The 16,639-nt window shown below is 75.1% G+C and carries 14 protein-coding genes; 13 read left to right on the top strand and 1 reads right to left on the bottom strand.

Annotated elements, in window-relative coordinates; genetic code table 11:
- Nucleotides 1-55 precede the first annotated feature (55 nt).
- From ACH4TP_RS21520 to ACH4TP_RS21495, 6 genes are read left to right on the top strand one after another with little or no spacing between them, the layout of a single operon-like run.
- The gene (locus ACH4TP_RS21520) at nt 56-538 is read left to right on the top strand and encodes an NADH-quinone oxidoreductase subunit B family protein (protein WP_389228951.1); all 483 of its coding nucleotides are present in this window, start codon (nt 56-58) and stop codon (nt 536-538) included.
- The gene (locus ACH4TP_RS21515; protein WP_398438821.1) at nt 535-2,568 is read left to right on the top strand and encodes a proton-conducting transporter membrane subunit; all 2,034 of its coding nucleotides are present in this window, start codon (nt 535-537) and stop codon (nt 2,566-2,568) included. The genes ACH4TP_RS21520 and ACH4TP_RS21515 overlap by 4 nt, the downstream gene beginning before the upstream one ends.
- Nucleotides 2,565-3,518, top strand: coding sequence for a respiratory chain complex I subunit 1 family protein (locus tag ACH4TP_RS21510; RefSeq protein WP_389228945.1), 954 nt, complete (start codon nt 2,565-2,567; stop codon nt 3,516-3,518). Before ACH4TP_RS21515 ends, ACH4TP_RS21510 begins: the two co-directional genes overlap by 4 nt.
- Nucleotides 3,519-3,525: 7 nt before the next feature.
- Nucleotides 3,526-4,218, top strand: coding sequence for a hypothetical protein (locus tag ACH4TP_RS21505; protein ID WP_398182280.1), 693 nt, complete (start codon nt 3,526-3,528; stop codon nt 4,216-4,218).
- Complete coding sequence (locus tag ACH4TP_RS21500) at nt 4,218-5,807, top strand: proton-conducting transporter membrane subunit (RefSeq protein ID WP_398438820.1); 1,590 nt, start codon at nt 4,218-4,220, stop codon at nt 5,805-5,807. The genes ACH4TP_RS21505 and ACH4TP_RS21500 overlap by 1 nt, the downstream gene beginning before the upstream one ends.
- Nucleotides 5,808-5,811: 4 nt before the next feature.
- On the top strand, nt 5,812-7,287 hold the full coding sequence (locus tag ACH4TP_RS21495; protein ID WP_398438819.1) for an NADH-quinone oxidoreductase subunit C: 1,476 nt from the start codon (nt 5,812-5,814) through the stop codon (nt 7,285-7,287).
- An 18-nt stretch (nt 7,288-7,305) separates the two neighbouring features.
- On the opposite strand, the gene ACH4TP_RS21490 is transcribed toward ACH4TP_RS21495, so the two are convergent.
- Nucleotides 7,306-8,481: a glycosyltransferase gene (locus ACH4TP_RS21490; RefSeq protein WP_398182289.1), complete on the bottom strand. Its 1,176-nt coding sequence runs from the start codon at nt 8,479-8,481 to the stop codon at nt 7,306-7,308.
- Between the two features lie 58 nt (nt 8,482-8,539).
- Between ACH4TP_RS21490 and ACH4TP_RS21485 the strand changes: the two genes are divergently transcribed.
- The 7 genes from ACH4TP_RS21485 to ACH4TP_RS21455 all read left to right on the top strand — a co-directional run bounded on the left by ACH4TP_RS21485 (nt 8,540) and on the right by ACH4TP_RS21455 (nt 16,615).
- Nucleotides 8,540-9,334 carry a glutamate racemase gene (locus tag ACH4TP_RS21485; protein WP_398438818.1) on the top strand — a complete coding sequence of 265 codons (795 nt, stop codon included), beginning with the start codon at nt 8,540-8,542 and terminating at the stop codon, nt 9,332-9,334.
- A 139-nt stretch (nt 9,335-9,473) separates the two neighbouring features.
- Nucleotides 9,474-10,040: a hypothetical protein gene (locus tag ACH4TP_RS21480; protein ID WP_398438817.1), complete on the top strand. Its 567-nt coding sequence runs from the start codon at nt 9,474-9,476 to the stop codon at nt 10,038-10,040.
- Nucleotides 10,041-10,114: 74 nt separating this feature from the next.
- Nucleotides 10,115-11,713, top strand: coding sequence for an apolipoprotein N-acyltransferase (gene lnt / locus ACH4TP_RS21475; protein WP_389228925.1), 1,599 nt, complete (start codon nt 10,115-10,117; stop codon nt 11,711-11,713).
- Between the two features lie 46 nt (nt 11,714-11,759).
- Nucleotides 11,760-12,242: an NUDIX hydrolase gene (locus ACH4TP_RS21470; protein ID WP_398438816.1), complete on the top strand. Its 483-nt coding sequence runs from the start codon at nt 11,760-11,762 to the stop codon at nt 12,240-12,242.
- Between the two features lie 55 nt (nt 12,243-12,297).
- Complete coding sequence (locus ACH4TP_RS21465) at nt 12,298-13,137, top strand: 3-hydroxybutyrate dehydrogenase (protein ID WP_398182304.1); 840 nt, start codon at nt 12,298-12,300, stop codon at nt 13,135-13,137.
- 68 nt (nt 13,138-13,205) lie between these two features.
- Nucleotides 13,206-15,098, top strand: coding sequence for a helix-turn-helix domain-containing protein (locus ACH4TP_RS21460; protein WP_398438815.1), 1,893 nt, complete (start codon nt 13,206-13,208; stop codon nt 15,096-15,098).
- Between the two features lie 125 nt (nt 15,099-15,223).
- Nucleotides 15,224-16,615, top strand: a complete 1,392-nt coding sequence (locus ACH4TP_RS21455; protein WP_398438814.1) for a DHA2 family efflux MFS transporter permease subunit — start codon at nt 15,224-15,226, stop codon at nt 16,613-16,615.
- The last annotated feature ends 24 nt before the right edge of the window (nt 16,616-16,639 follow it).

Raw genomic sequence — 16,639 nt, 5'->3', positions numbered from 1 at the left:
GAAGCGCCGTTAGCCGCCCCGTAAGGGTCCTCGCGACCACGCGGGAGGGGTGCTCATGGGCTTGTTGCGCAAGATCCGGACGACCGGGCGGGTGGCCGAACCGGCACCCCCGGCCCCCGTGGGCGGAGCCCTGCCGCAGGCGGCCCGCCTGGGCGGCTCCGCCCAGGTGCGCTGCGTGGACGCGGGCTCCTGCAACGGCTGCGAGATCGAGATCGCGGCCGCGTTCAACCCGGTGTACGACGCGGAACGGTACGGGGCCCGGCTCGTGGCCTCCCCGCGCCACGCCGACGTGGCCCTGGTGACCGGCCCGGTGACGCGGAACATGAAGGAGCCGCTGCGCCGCACGGTCCAGGCGATGCCCGAGCCCCCGATCGTCGTGGCGGTCGGCGACTGCGCCATCGACTGCGGGGAGTTCGCGGGCGGGTACGGGATCGAGGGCGCCGTCTCCGAGGTCGTGCCGGTCGACCTCGCCGTACCGGGCTGCCCGCCGTCCCCCGCGGAGATCGTGGCGGCGCTGAGGCGGGTGACGGGCCGGTGAACGCCGTCGCGGCCGGTCTCGGCGCCGCGGCCGGGTTCGGCGGTCTCGGCGCGGTGACGGGAGCCGCACTGCCGACGAGGCCCCGCCTGCCCCTGGCGGGGCTGTGCGCGGCGGGCGTCGGCGCGGCCGGATGCGCGGCCGGGACGGCGGCCCTGGGCGGCGCCGTCTGGTCCGCACGGCTGCCCGGACTCCTGCCGCTCGCGGGAACGGTGTGGTCCGTCGACGCCCTGTCCGGACTGTTCATGGCGGTGGCGGGGGCCGTGGTGACCGCGGTCGCGGTCTACGGCATCGGCTACGCGTCCGGCCACGGCGACCACAGCCCGGCCTCCCGGACGCCGCAGGCCGTGCTGCCGCTCTTCGCCCTCACCCTGATCCTGGTACCGGCCGCGGCCTCGGTCTCCACGTTCCTCGTCCTGTGGGAACTCATGGCGTTCTCCTCCCTCCTGCTCGTCCTCACCGAGCACCGGGAACGGGCGGCGGTGCGGGCGGCGGGCGTCTGGTACGCGGTGATGACCCACCTCGGCCTGGTGCTGCTGCTCGCGGGCTTCGCCCTGTTCGCCGCGCACACCGGGGGAGAGGACTTCGAGCGGCTCCGGCGGCACGCCGACGCGCTGTCACCGGCCGTACGCGGCACGGTGTTCGTCCTCACCGGCACCGCCTTCGCCTCCAAGGCGGGTGCCGTGCCGCTGCACGCCTGGCTGCCCCGCGCCCATCCCGAGGCCCCGGGGCCCGTCTCGGCGCTGATGAGCGCCGCCATGGTCAACCTCGGCGTCTACGGCATCGTCCGCACCGGCTTCGACCTGCTCGGCGGGGGACCCGCCTGGTGGTGGCTGGGCGTGATGGCGGTCGGCGGGCTCTCCGCCGCGTACGGGATCCTCCAGGCCGCGATGGCCTCCGACCTGAAGCGGCTGCTGGCCCGCTCCACGGCGGAGAACCTGGGACTCGTCCTCGTCGGGGCCGGCGCGGCCGGCCTGTTCGCCGCCTCCGGCGACGGCCCCCTGGCCGCGTTCGCCCTCGCCGCCGCCCTGCTGCACCTGGTGAACCACGCCGGGTTCAAGGCCCTGCTGTTCTGCGCGGCCGGATCGGTCGTCCGGGCCACCGGGGAGCGGGACCTCGACCGCCTCGGCGGCCTGCGGGCCCGGATGCCGGTGACCGCCGGACTCTTCGCGCTGGGCGCGCTCGGCGCCGTGGCCCTCCCGCCCGGCAACGGGTTCGTCGGTGAATGGCTGCTGCTCCAGTCGCTCATCCACGGCCTGGAGGTGCCGGGAGTGACCGTGGCGATCGTGCTGCCGCTCGCCGTCGCCCTCGTCGCCCTGTCGGCGGGCATCGCCGCGGCCGTGTTCGTGAAGGCGCTCGGCGTCGGCTTCTTCGCCCGGCCCCGGGGAGAAGGAGCCGCCCGCGCCCAGGAGTCGCCCCCGCTGATGCTCGCCGGCATGGGCCTCCTCGCGGCGGCCTGCGCGGGCCTGGCCCTGGTGCCGGGACTCCTCGCCCCCGGTCTCGACCGGGCGGTCGCCGCCGCCGGTCCCCGCGTCGCCGCGCCCGTGACGGGCGACGGCCTGGGCGTACGGCTCCACGACCTCGGGACCACGCTCTCACCGCTGTGGGTGGTCGCCGCGCTCACCGGCGCCCTGCTCCTCGCCACCGCCGCACCCCGGCTGTACGGCCCCCGGCAGCGCCGGGTGAACGCCCGCCTCTGGGACTGCGGCGGCGGCGCCCCGAGCCCCCGCATGGCGTACACCGCGACCTCGTTCGCCGAACCGCTCCAGCGGGTCTTCGACGACGTCCTGGCCCCGGAACAGGACGTGGACGTGACGCACGCCCGCGAGTCGGCCTATCTCGTGGAGCGGGTCCGCTTCCGCAACCGCGTGCCCGACCGGATCGAGCACCGGCTGTACGAACCGGTGCTCGACGCGCTCGCCCGGACCGGACGGGCCGCCCGCCGGCTCGCGAGCGGCAGCGTCCACCTCTACCTCGGATACGGCTTCCTGGGCCTGCTGTCCCTGTTCGTCGTGCTGGTGGTGGGCTGGTGAGCCTGCTCGGACACGCGGCGGTCGCCCTCCAGGCGGGCGCGGTCGTCGGCGGCGCGCCCCTCCTCACGGGGCTGATGCGCCAGGTACGGGCCCGGCTCGAAGGCCGGGCGGGCGCCGGAGTGCTCCAGCCCTGGCGCGACCTCCGCAAGCTCCTGCGCCGCGAATCGACCGAGCCCGTCGGCACCGGACCGGCCTTCCGGACGGCCCCCGCGCTCCTCGTGGCGACCACCCTCGTGGTCGGCTCGCTCGTCCCCCTGCTCTCGACCGACACCCCGGTCGCCGGACGGGCGGACCTGATCCTGGTGGTGGCGCTGCTCGCCCTCGGCACCGTGACGCTCGCCCTCGCCGGTCTCGACACCGGCACCGCCTTCGGAGGCATGGGCGCCTCACGGGAGATGACCATCGCCGCCCTGGTCGAACCGACGCTCCTGATGGCCGTGTTCGCCCTTTCGACCCCGGCCGGGACCACCAACCTGCCCACGATCGTCGCCGACGTCGTCCACGACCCGAGCCGCCTCGCCTCACCCGCCGGACTGCTCGCGGCGGCCGCGCTCGCCGTCGCCGTGCTCGCCGAGACCGGACGGCTGCCCCTGGACAACCCCTCCACCCACCTGGAACTGACGATGGTCCACGAGGCGATGGTCCTGGAGTACGCCGGCCGGGACCTGGCCCTCGTCGAACTCGGCGCCCAGATGCGGCTCACCGTGCTCCTCGGACTGCTCGCCGCGCTGTTCGCCCCGTGGGGCATCGCCACCACCACCTCGGTGGCCGGCCTCGCCGTGGCGCTGGTGGCGCTCACGGCCAAGGTCGCGCTGCTCGGGGCGCTGCTCGCGGCGGCCGAGGTCCTCTGGGCCAAGATCCGCCTGTTCCGCGTCCCCGAACTGCTCGCCGGATCCTTCCTGTTGGCGCTGCTCGCGGTCGCCTCCTCCTTCTTCCTCAGCGGAGCGTGAGCCGGACATGGGCGACAGCGCGTACACCCAGCTCCTCGACCTCGCCTGCGGATCCTTCCTGCTGGCCGCCGCCGTGATCCTGTGGAGACACGAACTCTCCTCCATCATGCGGGTCTTCGCCCTCCAGGGGATCGCCCTGGCCGCGATCGCCGCGCTGCTCGGGATCCACGAGGGCCGGGCGGACCTCGTCGTGGTCGCGGTGGGCATCGGGGTGCTGCGGGCCGGAGTCCTGCCCTATCTGATGCGCCGGGCCCTGACCGCCCTGACGGCGGACCGCCACCCGTACGACACCGGAGGCGCGGAGGCGCGCGAGACCCGGCCACTGGTGAACGTGGCCGCCTCGCTGCTCACGGCGGCGGCCCTCACCCTGCTGGCCACCGCGGTCGCGCGCCCCCTGGCCGCGCTCCATCCGACCCCGGCGACCCGCGCCCTCCCCGTGGGCCTCGCCGTCGTGCTCATCGGCTTCTTCGTGCTCGTCACCCGGCGCCGCGCCCTCGCCCAGGTGGTCGGCTTCCTGCTCCTCGACAACGGCATCACCGCCACCGCCTTCCTCGCCGCCTCCGGCGTCCCCCTCATCGTCGAACTCGGCGTCTCGTTCGACGTCCTGTTCGCCGTGCTGGTGCTCCACCTGCTCACCGCCCGGATGCGGGCCGTGTTCGGCACGACCGACCTCGACGACCTGCGGGAGCTGCACGACTGATGGACGCCACCACGACCACGCTCCTCCTCACCGGCCCCGTCCTCGTCCCCTGCGCCCTCGCCGCCGCCCACGCCCTCTCCCTCGCCGGGGCCCGCCGGACCGCCCCGGCGACACCGCGCCCGGTGCCCGTACCGGCCGGGGCGGTGCCCGCCCCGTACGGCCCGGAAGGTGTCGTGCCGCCACCGCCGGACACGGACGCGGCGACCGGACGGGTCTCCCCCTGGTGGGGACTCGTCCCGCCGCTCGCGGTCCTCGCCTGCGGCGCGGCCCTCGCCTCGGCCCTGCCGCGCGGCGGGGCGCTCCCGGCGCTCGGCGGACTGCTGAGGGCCGACGCGCTGACGGCGTGGATGCTGCTGGTCGTCGGCGCCGTCGCCCTGATCGCCTGCGCCGCCCTGCCGTCCCAGACGGCCGGGGAACACCCCTCCGCCCGGGGCACGGCGCTCCTCCACGCGCTGGTCCAGGCGTTCCTCGGCACCACGTGCCTGGCGGTGGTGACGGCGAACCTCGGGGTGCTGTGGGTGGCGATCGAGGCGACGACGCTCGTCACCGCCTTCCTGGTGGGCCACCGGCGCACCCGACGGTCCGTCGAGGCCGCCTGGAAGTACGTGGTGATCTGCTCGGCCGGCATCGTGCTCGCCTTCCTCGGCACCGTGCTCGTCTACTACGCGGCCCGGCAGGCCGGCATCGACGAGGCGCACGCCCTGGACTGGCCGACGCTCGTCGCCCACGCGCACGCGCTCGACCCGTCCGTCACCCGGCTCGGCGTCTCCCTGGTCATCCTGGGCTTCGGGGCCAAGGCGGGACTCGCCCCGCTCCACGCCTGGCTGCCCGACGCCTACAGCCAGACACCCGCGCCCGTCTGCGCGCTGATGTCCGGCGTACTGCTGTCCGTCGCCTTCTCCGCGATCCTCCGGTACGACGTGATCGCGGACGCGGCGCTCGGGAACGGCTGGACCCGCGTCCTCCTGGCCGGGATCGCCCTGCTCACCCTGGCCCTCGCCACGGCACTGCTGCTCGCCCAGCGCGACCACACCCGCATGCTGGCCTATTCGAGCATGGAACACATGGCCCTGATCGCCCTCGGCACGGCCATCGGCACCCCGCTCGCCCGGGCGGCCGTCCTGCTGCACATCGCCGGACACGGACTGGCCAAGTCGGTCGCCTTCTGCGCCTCGGGCCATGTACGGCGCCTGACCGGGACGACGCTCGTGGGGCGGGTGCGGGGACTCCTCGCCCGGCTGCCCTGGCTCGGCGGCGCGTTCGGCCTCGCGGTGCTCGCGCTCCTCGGGTTCCCGCCGTTCAGCCTCTTCGCCTCCGAACTCGGCATCGTCCGCGCGGGATTCGCCGCCGGCCTGGGCTGGGCGACGGCGGCGGCCCTGCTGCTCGTCCTGACCGCGTTCGCCGCGCTGGCCGTCCGTACCGCCCGCATGGTCCTCGGCCCGCCACCCGCCCCCGCCCCCGCGTCCTTCGGAGCGGGAGCGGTCTGGCCCCTCGTCCTCGGACTCGCCGCATGCGCCGCGCTCGGCGTCACGACCGGACCGCTGACCGGCCTCCTGCACGACGCCGCCGCCACGATCGGAGGCCACTGACCCCATGCGCACCATCCACGAGATCGGCGTCGGCGAACTCCCCCGGAGAGTCTCCGAGTTGCTGGAAGCCGGCCACCGCCTGGCACTCGTCGCCGCCCACCACGACGACGGGGAACGGGTCCGGGTCGTCCACCTCTTCGCCTCCGGCCCGCCGGACGTCCGCACCGAACTCCACGTCCACCTGGACCCGGACAAGCCCGAGGCCCCGAGCCTCGCCCGCATCTCCTTCCCCGCGGGCCGGTTCGAGCGGGAGATGCGGGACCTGCACGGCGTCGTACCGCTCGAACACCCGCTGCCCCGCCGTCTGGTCCGCCACTACCACTGGCCCAAGGGCTGGTACCCGATGCGGCCCGACGCGGGACCGCCACCGCCCTTCGCCGAGCAGGAAGGCCCGTACCCCTTCCTGGAGGTCGAGGGCGACGGCGTGTACGAGATCCCCGTCGGGCCCGTCCACGCGGGCCTCATCGAACCCGGCCACTTCCGCTTCTCCGTCGTCGGCGAGACCATCATCCGGCTCAAGGCCCGGCTGTGGTTCGTCCACCGCGGCGTCGAGAAGCTCTTCGAGGGCCGGACGACCGAGGCGGGCCTGCCGCTCGCCGAACGCGTCAGCGGGGACACCGCCGTCGGCCACGCCCTCGCCTACTGCCTCGCCGTCGAGGAGGCCACCGGCACCGAGGTCCCGGCCGCCGCCGCCCGGGGCCGCGCGCTCCTCCTCGAACTGGAACGGCTCCACAACCACGTCGCCGACCTCGGCATGCTCTGCAACGACGTCGGCCACGGCATCCTCCACGCCCACGCCCAGCACGTACGGGAACGGCTCCTCCGCCTGAACGCCGAGACCACCGGCCACCGGCTGCTGCGCGGTGGCGTCGTCCCCGGCGGCACCGTCCTGCGGGCACTGCCCGACCCCGCCCGGCTCGCCTCCGTCGGCCGCGACATCCGGGAGATCGCGGGCCTCGCCCTGCACCACTCCACCGTCCGCGACCGCTTCACCGGCACCGCCGTCCTGAGCCCACGGGCCGCCCGGGACCTCGGCTGCCTCGGCTACGTGGCCCGCGCGAGCGGCCTCACCGGCACCGACGCCCGCGTCGCCCACCCCTTCCTCTCCTACGACACGGAGCTCCCCGTCCCCGTGCGTGACACCGGAGACGTCCTGGCCCGCTTCCTCGTCCGGGCGGAGGAGATCGACGTCTCCCTCGCCCTGATCGACCACCTCGCCGAGGGCACCGCCCCGGGCGAGACCCGTACGCCCGTCGCCGCGCGGAGCGGCTCCGGGACCGGGATCGTCGAAGGATGGCGCGGCACGATCACCACCCGCGTCGAGACCACCGCCGACGGCCGGCTCAGCCGCGTCAAACCCGTGGACCCGTCCTTCTTCAACTGGCCCGCCCTGCCGCTCGCCCTCGCGGACACGATCGTTCCCGACTTCCCCCTCACCAACAAGAGCTTCAACCTCTCCTACGCCGGGAACGACCTCTGACCGGCACCGAGCGGGTGTTCACCGGTCCGGCGCCGCCTCCGGACGCGCGTACGTCCGTCCCTTCCAGGCCGCACCCCGGCCCCGGTAGTGGCGCACCGCCGAGTCCACCGTCATCAGGAGATAGAGGAACGCGGTGAACGGCAGCAGCGGGGCGAGCCACAGCGGCTGCCGGTAGTAGCGGAGCATCGGGACGTACGTCCCCGCCATCACCGCCCACGCGGCCCCGCCCGCCCACGCCGCCGGCGCGTCCCCGCTCCACACCCCCGCCACCAGCGCCACCGGCGGCACCAGATAGACCAGCGCGAGCCCCGCCACCGTCCCCACGAGCAGCGGCGGACTGTGCCGCAGCTGCGCGTACGCGCTCCTCGCGACCATCCGCCACAGCTCGCCGAGCCCCGGATACGGGCGGACGCTGTCCACCCGCTCCGCGAGCCCCAGCCAGATCCGTCCCCCCGCCCGCCGCACCGCCCGCGCGAGCGACACGTCGTCGATCACCGCCTGCCGGATCACCTCCGGCACGTCCGCCGCCACCGCCGTCTCCGTCCGCAGCAGCACACAGCCGCCCGCCGCCGCCGTCGCCAGGGGCCGCGCCCGGTTGATCCAGCGGAAGGGGTACAGCTGGGCGAAGAAGTAGACGAACGCCGGCACCACCAGGCGCTCCCAGAAGCTCGCGACCCGGAGCCGGGCCATCTGCGACACCAGGTCCAGATCGTGGCCCACGGCCGCCGCCACCAGGCGCCGCAGACCGTCCGGCTCGTGCGCGATGTCCGCGTCCGTCAGGAGCAGGAACTCCGGCCCCCGCGCGCGTGCCAGGGCCATCCCGTGCCGCAGCGCCCACAGCTTCCCCGTCCAGCCCGGCTCCGGCTCTCCCGGCGACACGACCGTCAGCGGCAGCCCGCCGTACCGGCCGGACAGCTCGACGGCGAGCCTCCCCGTACCGTCCGTGCTCCCGTCGTCGACGAGGAAGACCTCCGCGACCCCCGGATAGTCCTGCGCCAGCAGCGACGGCAGGCTCATCGGCAGCACCTCGGCCTCGTCCCGCGCCGGCACCACGACCGCCACCCGCGGCCAGCGCTCCGGCGCCCGCCGCTCCGGCGGCAGCCGCTGGTCCGTGCGCCAGAAGAAGCCCTGACCGAGCAGCAGCCAGACCCAGGCGGCCAGGGAGACGATCGAGAACCAGGCGAGGGTGCTCATTCGCGGCAGTCTGCCCCAGATCGCGGGGGATACACGGCTCATCGGCTAGGGTGACCGGGTGAAGATCGCGCTCATGGACTCCGGAATCGGCCTCCTCCCGGCGGCGGCCGCGGTGCGCCGGCTCCGGCCGGACGCCGATCTCCTCCTCTCCAACGACCCCGACGGCATGCCGTGGGGCCCCCGCACCCCCGAGGACCTGACCGGCCGCGCCCTCGACGTGGCCCTCGCCGCCGCCGAGCACCGCCCGCAGGCGCTCATCGTGGCCTGCAACACCGCCACCGTGCACGCCCTGCCCGCGCTGCGCGCCGCCCTCGAACCGGACATCCCCGTCATCGGCACCGTGCCCGCGATCAAGCCGGCCGCCGCGGCCGGCGGCAAGGTCGCCATCTGGGCCACCCCCGCCACCACCGGCAGCGCCTACCAGCGCGGACTCATCCGCGACTTCGCCGAGGGCGCCGAGGTCACCGAGGTGCCCTGCCCGGGGCTCGCCGACGCCGTCGAGCACGCCGACCGGGACGCCGTGGACGCCGCCGTCGCCGCGGCGGCCGCGCTCACCCCGACCGACGTCCGCGCCGTCGTCCTCGGCTGCACCCACTACGAACTGGTCGAGGAGCGGATCCTCGCCGCCCTGGCGGCCCACCGCCGCCCCGGGCTTCCGCCGATCGTCTTCCACGGCTCCGCCGACGCCGTCGCCGCCCAGGCCCTCCGCCGGATCGGTGCCGAACCCGCCCCCGAGGCACCCCCCACCGGCACCCTCTCCGTCCTCCTCAGCGGCCGCCCCGGCCCCCTCCCCGCCCCGGCCCTCGGCTACGCGGAGGGCCGCACCCTCGCGGCCACGGCCGCCGCGCACTGAGCCTCCGGCCGCTCGCCGCCCCCCCGAGTCGCCCACCGGCCCACCCCGGGGCCGCGCCGCCCCGGCACTGCTCACCGAGCGTCACCGGGCGACCGCGCTCCGGCGCGCTGGCCCGGTCGATCCTGGGTACGCTTCCGGTATGAGGGAGCATTCCCGGGACGCGCGTGCCGATGAGCCGGTGCCCGTCGTCTGGACCGGACGCGCCACCAACCGCCTCCAGTGGGTGGCGGCGGTGGCCGGTGCCGCCTGCATGGCGCTGGGTGTCACGCTGGCCGTCGAGTCCCCGTGGACCTCCGGTGTCGCCGCGCTGCTCATGGCGGTGATCGGCTGTGTCGCGGCCGGACTGCTCGTCCTCTTCGGGACGCTCGCCTTCGTCCACGTGGCCGTGAAGGTCGACGACCGGGCCATGGAGGTCCGCTGCGGCCACATCGGCGTGCCGCGCCGCCGCATCCCGCTCGCCCAGGTCGTCGGCGCCGACTTCGCGCCCAGCGTCACCCCGCGCCAGTGGGGCGGCTGGGGCTACCGCTGGCGGCCCGAGAAGGGCACGGCGGTGGTCGTCCGGCGGGGCGAGGGCCTGGTCCTGCGCCTCGGCGACGGCCGCACCTTCACGGTGACCGTCGACGACGCCCAGTCCGCGGTACGCGTCATCCGCGCCCGCCTCGGCCACCCGGCCCCGCCGGTCCCGCCCGCGCCGACCGGCGTGTGACCTCGGCGTAAGGCGGTCGGCGCCGGGCCGCACCGCCCTCCTCGCGCACAGGGACGACACGTAGACTCCCCAAGGTGAGCGCCACCATCACCCCCGTCGACGCGCCCGGCCCCGACACCGCACCCACGCCGGTCTCCCGGCTGCGGCGGTTCCTGCGGCCCGGGGCGGCACTGCTGTCCGGGTTCCTGCTCTACCTGAGCTTCCCGCCGCGCCCCCTGTGGTGGCTCGCGCTGCCCGCCTTCGCGCTGCTCGGCTGGACCCTGCGGGGCCGCCGGCTCCGCGCCGGTTTCGGCCTCGGCTACCTCGCCGGACTCGGCTTCCTGCTCCCGCTCCTGGTGTGGACCGGCGAGGAGGTCGGCGCCGGTCCTTGGCTCGCCCTCGCCGCCGTCGAGGCGCTCTTCGTGGCCGCCGCCGGCCTCGGCATCGCGGCCGTCTCCCGGCTGCCGTGGTGGCCGTTCTTCGCCGCCGGGGTGTGGATCCTCGGGGAGGGGGCACGCGCGCGCGTGCCCTTCGGCGGCTTCCCCTGGGGCAAGGTCGCCTTCGGGCAGGCCGACGGACTCTTCCTGCCGCTCGCCGCCGTCGGCGGCACCCCGGTGCTCGGCTTCGCCGTCGCCCTCTGCGGCTTCGGCCTGTACGAGGCATGCCGGCTGTTCCGGGCGTACCGGGCCACCGGCGCCGTCCCGCGCGGCCCGCTCGCCGCCGCGGCGCTCTCCCTCCTCGTCCCGGTCACCGGCGCCCTCGCCGCGCTGCCCCTCGTCGACGACTCCGCCGAGGACGGCACCGCCACCGTCGCCGCCGTCCAGGGCAACGTGCCCCGCCTCGGCCTCGACTTCAACGCCCAGCGCCGGGCCGTCCTCGACAACCACGTGGCCCGCACCCTCGAACTCGCCAAGGCCGTCAAGGAGGGCCGCGAGCCGCAGCCCGACTTCGTGCTGTGGCCGGAGAACTCCTCCGACATCGACCCGTACGCGAACCCCGACGCGGCCGACGTCATCGACGGCGCCGTCAAGGCGATCGGCGTGCCCACCGTGATCGGCGCCGTCATCGCCCCCGAGACCGGCAAGCTCCGCAACACCCTCATCGAGTGGGACCCCGCGCGGGGCCCCGTCGCCACGTACGACAAGCGGCACGTCCAGCCCTTCGGCGAGTACATCCCGATGCGGTCCTTCGTACGGCTCTTCAACAGCAACGTCGACCGGGTGGCCCGGGACTTCGGCCCCGGCAAGAAGGTCGGCGTCTTCGACCTCGCCGGTACGAAGGTGGGCCTCGCGACCTGCTACGAGGCGGCCTTCGACTGGGCCGTCCGCGACACCGTCACCCACGGCGCCCAGCTGATCACCGTCCCCAGCAACAACGCCACCTTCGGCCGCAGCGAGATGACCTACCAGCAGCTCGCGATGAGCAGGGTGCGCGCGGTCGAGCACAGCCGCTCGGTCGTCGTGCCCGTCACCAGCGGGGTCAGCGCGATCATCCGCCCCGACGGCGAGATCGTCGCGCAGACGAAGATGTTCACCCCGGACGTCCTCGTCGAGAAGGTGCCCCTGCGTTCCTCGCAGACCCCCGCGACCCGCCTGGGCACCCTGCCCGAGGCCCTGCTCGCGGTGCTCGCCGCGGCCGGTCTCGGCTGGGCCGCCGCCCGCGCGCTGCGGGCCCGCCGGACCCCGGCGGCCTGAGACGGGACCCGGCCGCCCCGATCGGCGGATGATCTAGGGTCGGGGCATGGGTACTCCTGACTTCATCCGCGAACTGCGCGAGACGGCCGGCCACCAGCTGCTCTTCCTGCCGGGCGTCAGCGCCGTCGTCCTCGACGACCGGGGCCGGGTCCTGCTCGGCAAGCGGGCCGACAACGGGCTCTGGGCGATCGTCGGCGGCATCGTCGACCCGGGCGAGCAGCCCGCCGACGCCGTGGTCCGCGAGGTGCACGAGGAGACCGCCGTGCGCTGCGTGCCCGAGCGGATCGTGCTCGTGGAGACCCTCCGCAAGCCCGTCGTCTACCCCAACGGCGACATCTGCCAGTACATGGACGTCACGTTCCGCTGCCGGACGGTCGGCGGCGAGGCGCGGGTCAACGACGACGAGTCCACCGAGGTCGGCTGGTTCGAGGTGGACGAGCTGCCCGAGATGAAGCGCTTCTCGTACCTGCGGATCGAGAAGGCGCTCGCCGACGAACCCACATGGTTCCGCACCACAGCCACCGGCTGAACTATGGGTGCGGCGCACATCGGTGAGGGCGGGGCCCGTTCATAGGGTGCCGAACATGAGCGCACCCATCACCGTCCCCGGCACCGAGCCCGGCGCGGACGTCGCCTCGCCCCTGCCCCGCGCCGCGGGCCTCGCCCTCGACCTCACCGGCCGCACCGCGCTCGTCACGGGCGCGGCCGGCGGCATCGGACGCGCCGTCGCGCTGCGGCTCGCCGCCGCCGGGGCCCGGGTCAGAGCCGTCGACCGGGCCGCCGAGGGTCTGGAGACCCTGGCCGAGGAGGCCCGCGCGCTCCCCGGCGGCCTCGAGCCCCGGCTCCTCGACCTGACCGACCTGGACGCGGCGGAAGCGGCCGCCGCCGGCACCGACATCCTCGTCAACAACGCCGGGATCCAGCTGGTCCGCCCCATCGAGGAGTTCCCGCCGGACGTCTTCCACACCGTGCTCACCGTGATGCTGGAAGCACCCTTCCGGCTCGTCCGGGGAGCCCTGCCCCACATGTACGCGCAGGGCTGGGGGCGGATCGTGAACCTCTCCTCCGTCCACGGGCTGCGCGCCTCCGCCTTCAAGTCCGCCTACGTGGCCGCCAAGCACGGGCTTGAGGGCCTCTCCAAGACCGCCGCCCTCGAAGGCGCCCCGCACGGCGTCACCTCCAACTGCGTCAACCCCGGCTACGTCCGCACGGCACTCGTCGAGAAGCAGATCGCCGACCAGGCCGCCGCCCACGGCATCCCGCCGGAGCGGGTCCTCACCGAGGTCCTCCTCAAGGACTCGGCGCTCAAGCGGCTCATCGAACCGGAGGAGGTCGCCGAGGCCGTCCTCTACCTCTGCACCCCCCAGGCCTCGTTCATCACCGGCACCTCCCTCACCCTCGACGGCGGCTGGACCGCCCACTGAGCCGGTCCCCCGCACCGTTCGTCCACAGGGGTGGTGCGACCACACGTACGGCAGGTATCCCTGTGTCCATGTCCCATGAACACGTCTCCTACCTGGAACTCCTCGCCCGGGGAGCGGCGTCGGAGGCCTACGACCGGCCCGTGCTGCTCGCCCGCGCGAGCGGCGCGGGCCCCGAGGCGCTGGCCGGGCTCGAAGAGGCCAAGCAACTGGCGCTGCGGGTCCGGGCCGAACTGGAGGGGAGGCGGCGCCGCGAGGCGGAGCTCTCCGCCCTCTTCGCCACCGCCCACGACCTCGCGGGACTCCGCGACCTGGACGCGGTGCTGCGCGCCATCGTCCAGCGCGCCCGCTCGCTCCTCGGCACCGAGGTCGCCTACCTCAGCCTCAACGACCCGGCCGCCGGGGACACGTACATGCGGGTCACGGAGGGCTCGGTCTCCGCACGGTTCCAGCAGGTCCGGCTCGGCATGGGCGAGGGCCTCGGCGGGCTGGTCGCCCAGACCGCCCGCCCGTACGTCACCGAGGACTACTTCGAGGACCCGCGCTTCCAGCACACGCGCGCCATCGACGCGGCCGTGCGGGACGAGGGCCTCGTCGCCATCCTCGGCGTGCCGCTCAGCCTCGGCAGCCAGGTCATCGGCGTGCTCTTCGCCGCCGACCGCAGGGCCAGGGTCTTCGAGCGCGAACAGGTCGCGCTGCTCGGCTCCTTCGCCGCGCACGCCGCCGTCGCCATCGACACCGCCAACCTGCTCGCCGAGACCCGCTCGGCCCTCGCCGAACTGGAGCGGGCCAACGACATCATCCGCGAGCACAGCGCCGTCATCGAGCGGGCCTCCGAGGTCCACGACCGGCTCTCCGAACTGGTCCTGCGCGGCGGCGGCGTCCACGACGTGGCCCACGCCGTCTCCGAGGTCCTCGGCGGCACCGTCGAGTTCACCGAGACGGGCGCCGGCGCCGCCCGCCGCGCCGGGGGCCACGCCGTCCGCGAGGGCGACGACTGGGTGGCCGCCGTCTCCGCCGGCGGCGAGACCCTGGGCGCGCTCGTGCTCCGCGGGCAGCCCGAGCTCGACCCCGTCGACCAGCGCACCCTGGAGCGGGCCGCCCTGGTGACCTCCCTGCTGCTGCTCGCCCGCCGCTCGGCGGGCGAGGCCGAGCAGCGGGTGCGCGGGGAGCTCCTCGACGACCTCCTCGACGCCCCCGACCGGGACCGCCTCCTGCTGCGCGAGCGCGCCGCCCGCCTCCGTACCGACGGCGAGGCCCCGCACGTCGTGCTCGCCGCCCGCATCGACCGGTCCGCCGGCGGCGCCGCCGACTCCGACGCGGGCCGCCGGGAGAGCGCCGACCGCCAGCGCCTGTGGTCGGCCGCCACGCACCTGGCCGCCACCCGGCACGGCCTCGCCTCGGCCCGCGACGGCGGTACGGTCCTGCTGCTGCCGCTCGGCCCGGGGGAGAGCGCCGCCGACCTCGCCCGCCAGACCGCGCGGAGCCTCGGCGGCGCCCTGAGCGAGCCGGTCACCGTCGGCGCCTCCGCGCCCGTACGGGCGCTCCTCGACCGCCCGGACCAGGTGGCCGTCGCGTACCAGGAGGCCCGCCGCTGCCTGGACGCGCTCGTCCTGCTGCACCGCTCGGGCCAGGGCGCGGCCGCCGAGGACCTCGGCTTCCTCGGCCTCCTGCTCGCCGACGGCCGGGACATCGAGGGCTTCGTGGGCCGGACGATCGGCCAGGTCGTCGACTACGACCGGCGGCGCGGCACCGACCTGGTCCGCACCCTGGACGCCTACTTCGGCAGCGGCATGAGTCCGGCCCGTACGAAGGACGAACTCCACGTCCACGTCAACACGGTGGCCCAGCGCCTGGAGCGCGTCGGCCGGCTCCTCGGCCCCGACTGGCAGTCCCCGGCCCGCGCCCTGGAGATCCAGCTCGCGCTGCGGCTGCACGCGATGTCGGCAGCCGTCGCCCGCTGAACGGCGCTGGCGTGCCGCCTCGGTGAGATCGAGCCGATGAGCCGGTGTCCTGCGGGCCCAGGACCGGGAGCCCGTGACGGCACGGGCCCCCTGGTCGTTGTCGGGGCGAACCCCGAGGGAGTCGCATGCCCAAGGAACGCCTTGATCCCGCCCTGCTCAGGCTGTGCGGCGTGCTCGCCGTGGGTGCCTTCGCCCCGCTCCTCGACAGCACGATCGTCTCCGTGGCGGTCGACGCCCTCGCCGACGACCTCGGTGTCCCGACGACGACCGTGCAGTGGGTGAGCACCGCCTACCTGCTGGCGTTCGCGATGGTCATGCCGATGAGCGGCTGGGCCGGTGACCGGTTCGGGACGCGGCGGGTCTGGCTGGGGGCGCTGGCACTGTTCTCCGTCGGTTCGCTGCTGTGCGCCTGCGCCCGGAGCGTCGAGTCGCTGGTCCTGTTCAGGACCGTGCAGGGGGCCGGTGCGGGGCTGATGACGCCGGTCCTGCAGACCATCGTCATCCGGGCCTGCGGGGGCCGGGGGGTCGGCCGGCTCGTCGCGGTGGTCTCGTTGCCGGCTCTCCTCGGCCCGGTCCTGGGGCCGGTGTTCGGCGGGCTGCTGCTCGGGCACCTCAGCTGGCGCTGGATCTTCTACGTCAACCTGCCGGTCTGCGCGTTCGCGCTGTTCCTCGCCTGGCGGGGGGTGCCCCGGGACCGACGGCAGCGCGCCCCCCGCCTCGACGTCGTAGGGCTGGTGCTGATCTGCCCGGGCCTCACCGGGCTCGTGTACGGGCTCTCGCAGTGCGGCGGCCAGGGCGGTGCGGGAGAAGGGCGTGTACTCCTGCCGATGGCGGCGGGGGTCGTCCTGGTCGTGGCGTTCGTCGGGTGGAGCCTGCGGAGCGGCGCGCCCCTCATCGACATGCGTCTGTTCGGGCTGCGCTCCTTCGCCGCGACGTCGGTGCTGATGTTCGCCGGCGGTCTGACCATGTACGGCGGGATGTTCCTGCTGCCCCTGTACTGCCAGCTCGTGCTCGACAAGGGCGTCGTCGCCACGGGTCTCCTGCTCGTCCCGCAGGGCGTCGGCGCGCTGGCGGCGCGGGTGGCCGGCGTGCTCACCGACCGGATCGGGCCCCGCCCGGTCGTGGTGACCGGCCTGCTGCTGAGCGCGGTCGCGACGTGGCCCTTCGCCGCCTCGGTGGGTGAGGGCGCGGTGATCGGCGTCGCCCTGTTCTTCCGCGGCCTCGGAATGAGCGCCGTCAACCTCGCCGTCACGGTCGGCGCCTACCAGGGCCTCCAGGACTCCCAGGTCGCGGACGCCAGCACCACGACGCGCATCCTCCAGCAGCTCGGCGGTTCCTTCGGCATCGCCGCCCTCGCCGTCCTGCTCCAGCGCGGTGGCCACACCGCGACGGCGTTCGCCCACGCCTTCGGCCTGACGGCCGCCCTCACGGTCTGCACCGTCGTCGTGGCAGCCCTGCTGCCCGGCCACCGGGCCCCCGCCCCGGCACCTCTGGCGACCGCCGGAGGACGGACCTGACGGCCCTCTGCCGCCGGCCCGGTG

It is taken from the genome of Streptomyces sp. NPDC021012 (genome assembly GCF_044333355.1).
Classification (GTDB): Bacteria; Actinomycetota; Actinomycetes; order Streptomycetales; family Streptomycetaceae; genus Streptomyces.
The sequence above is the reverse complement of the archived record's forward strand: the minus strand, read 5'-3'. Positions and strand labels throughout refer to the sequence as shown.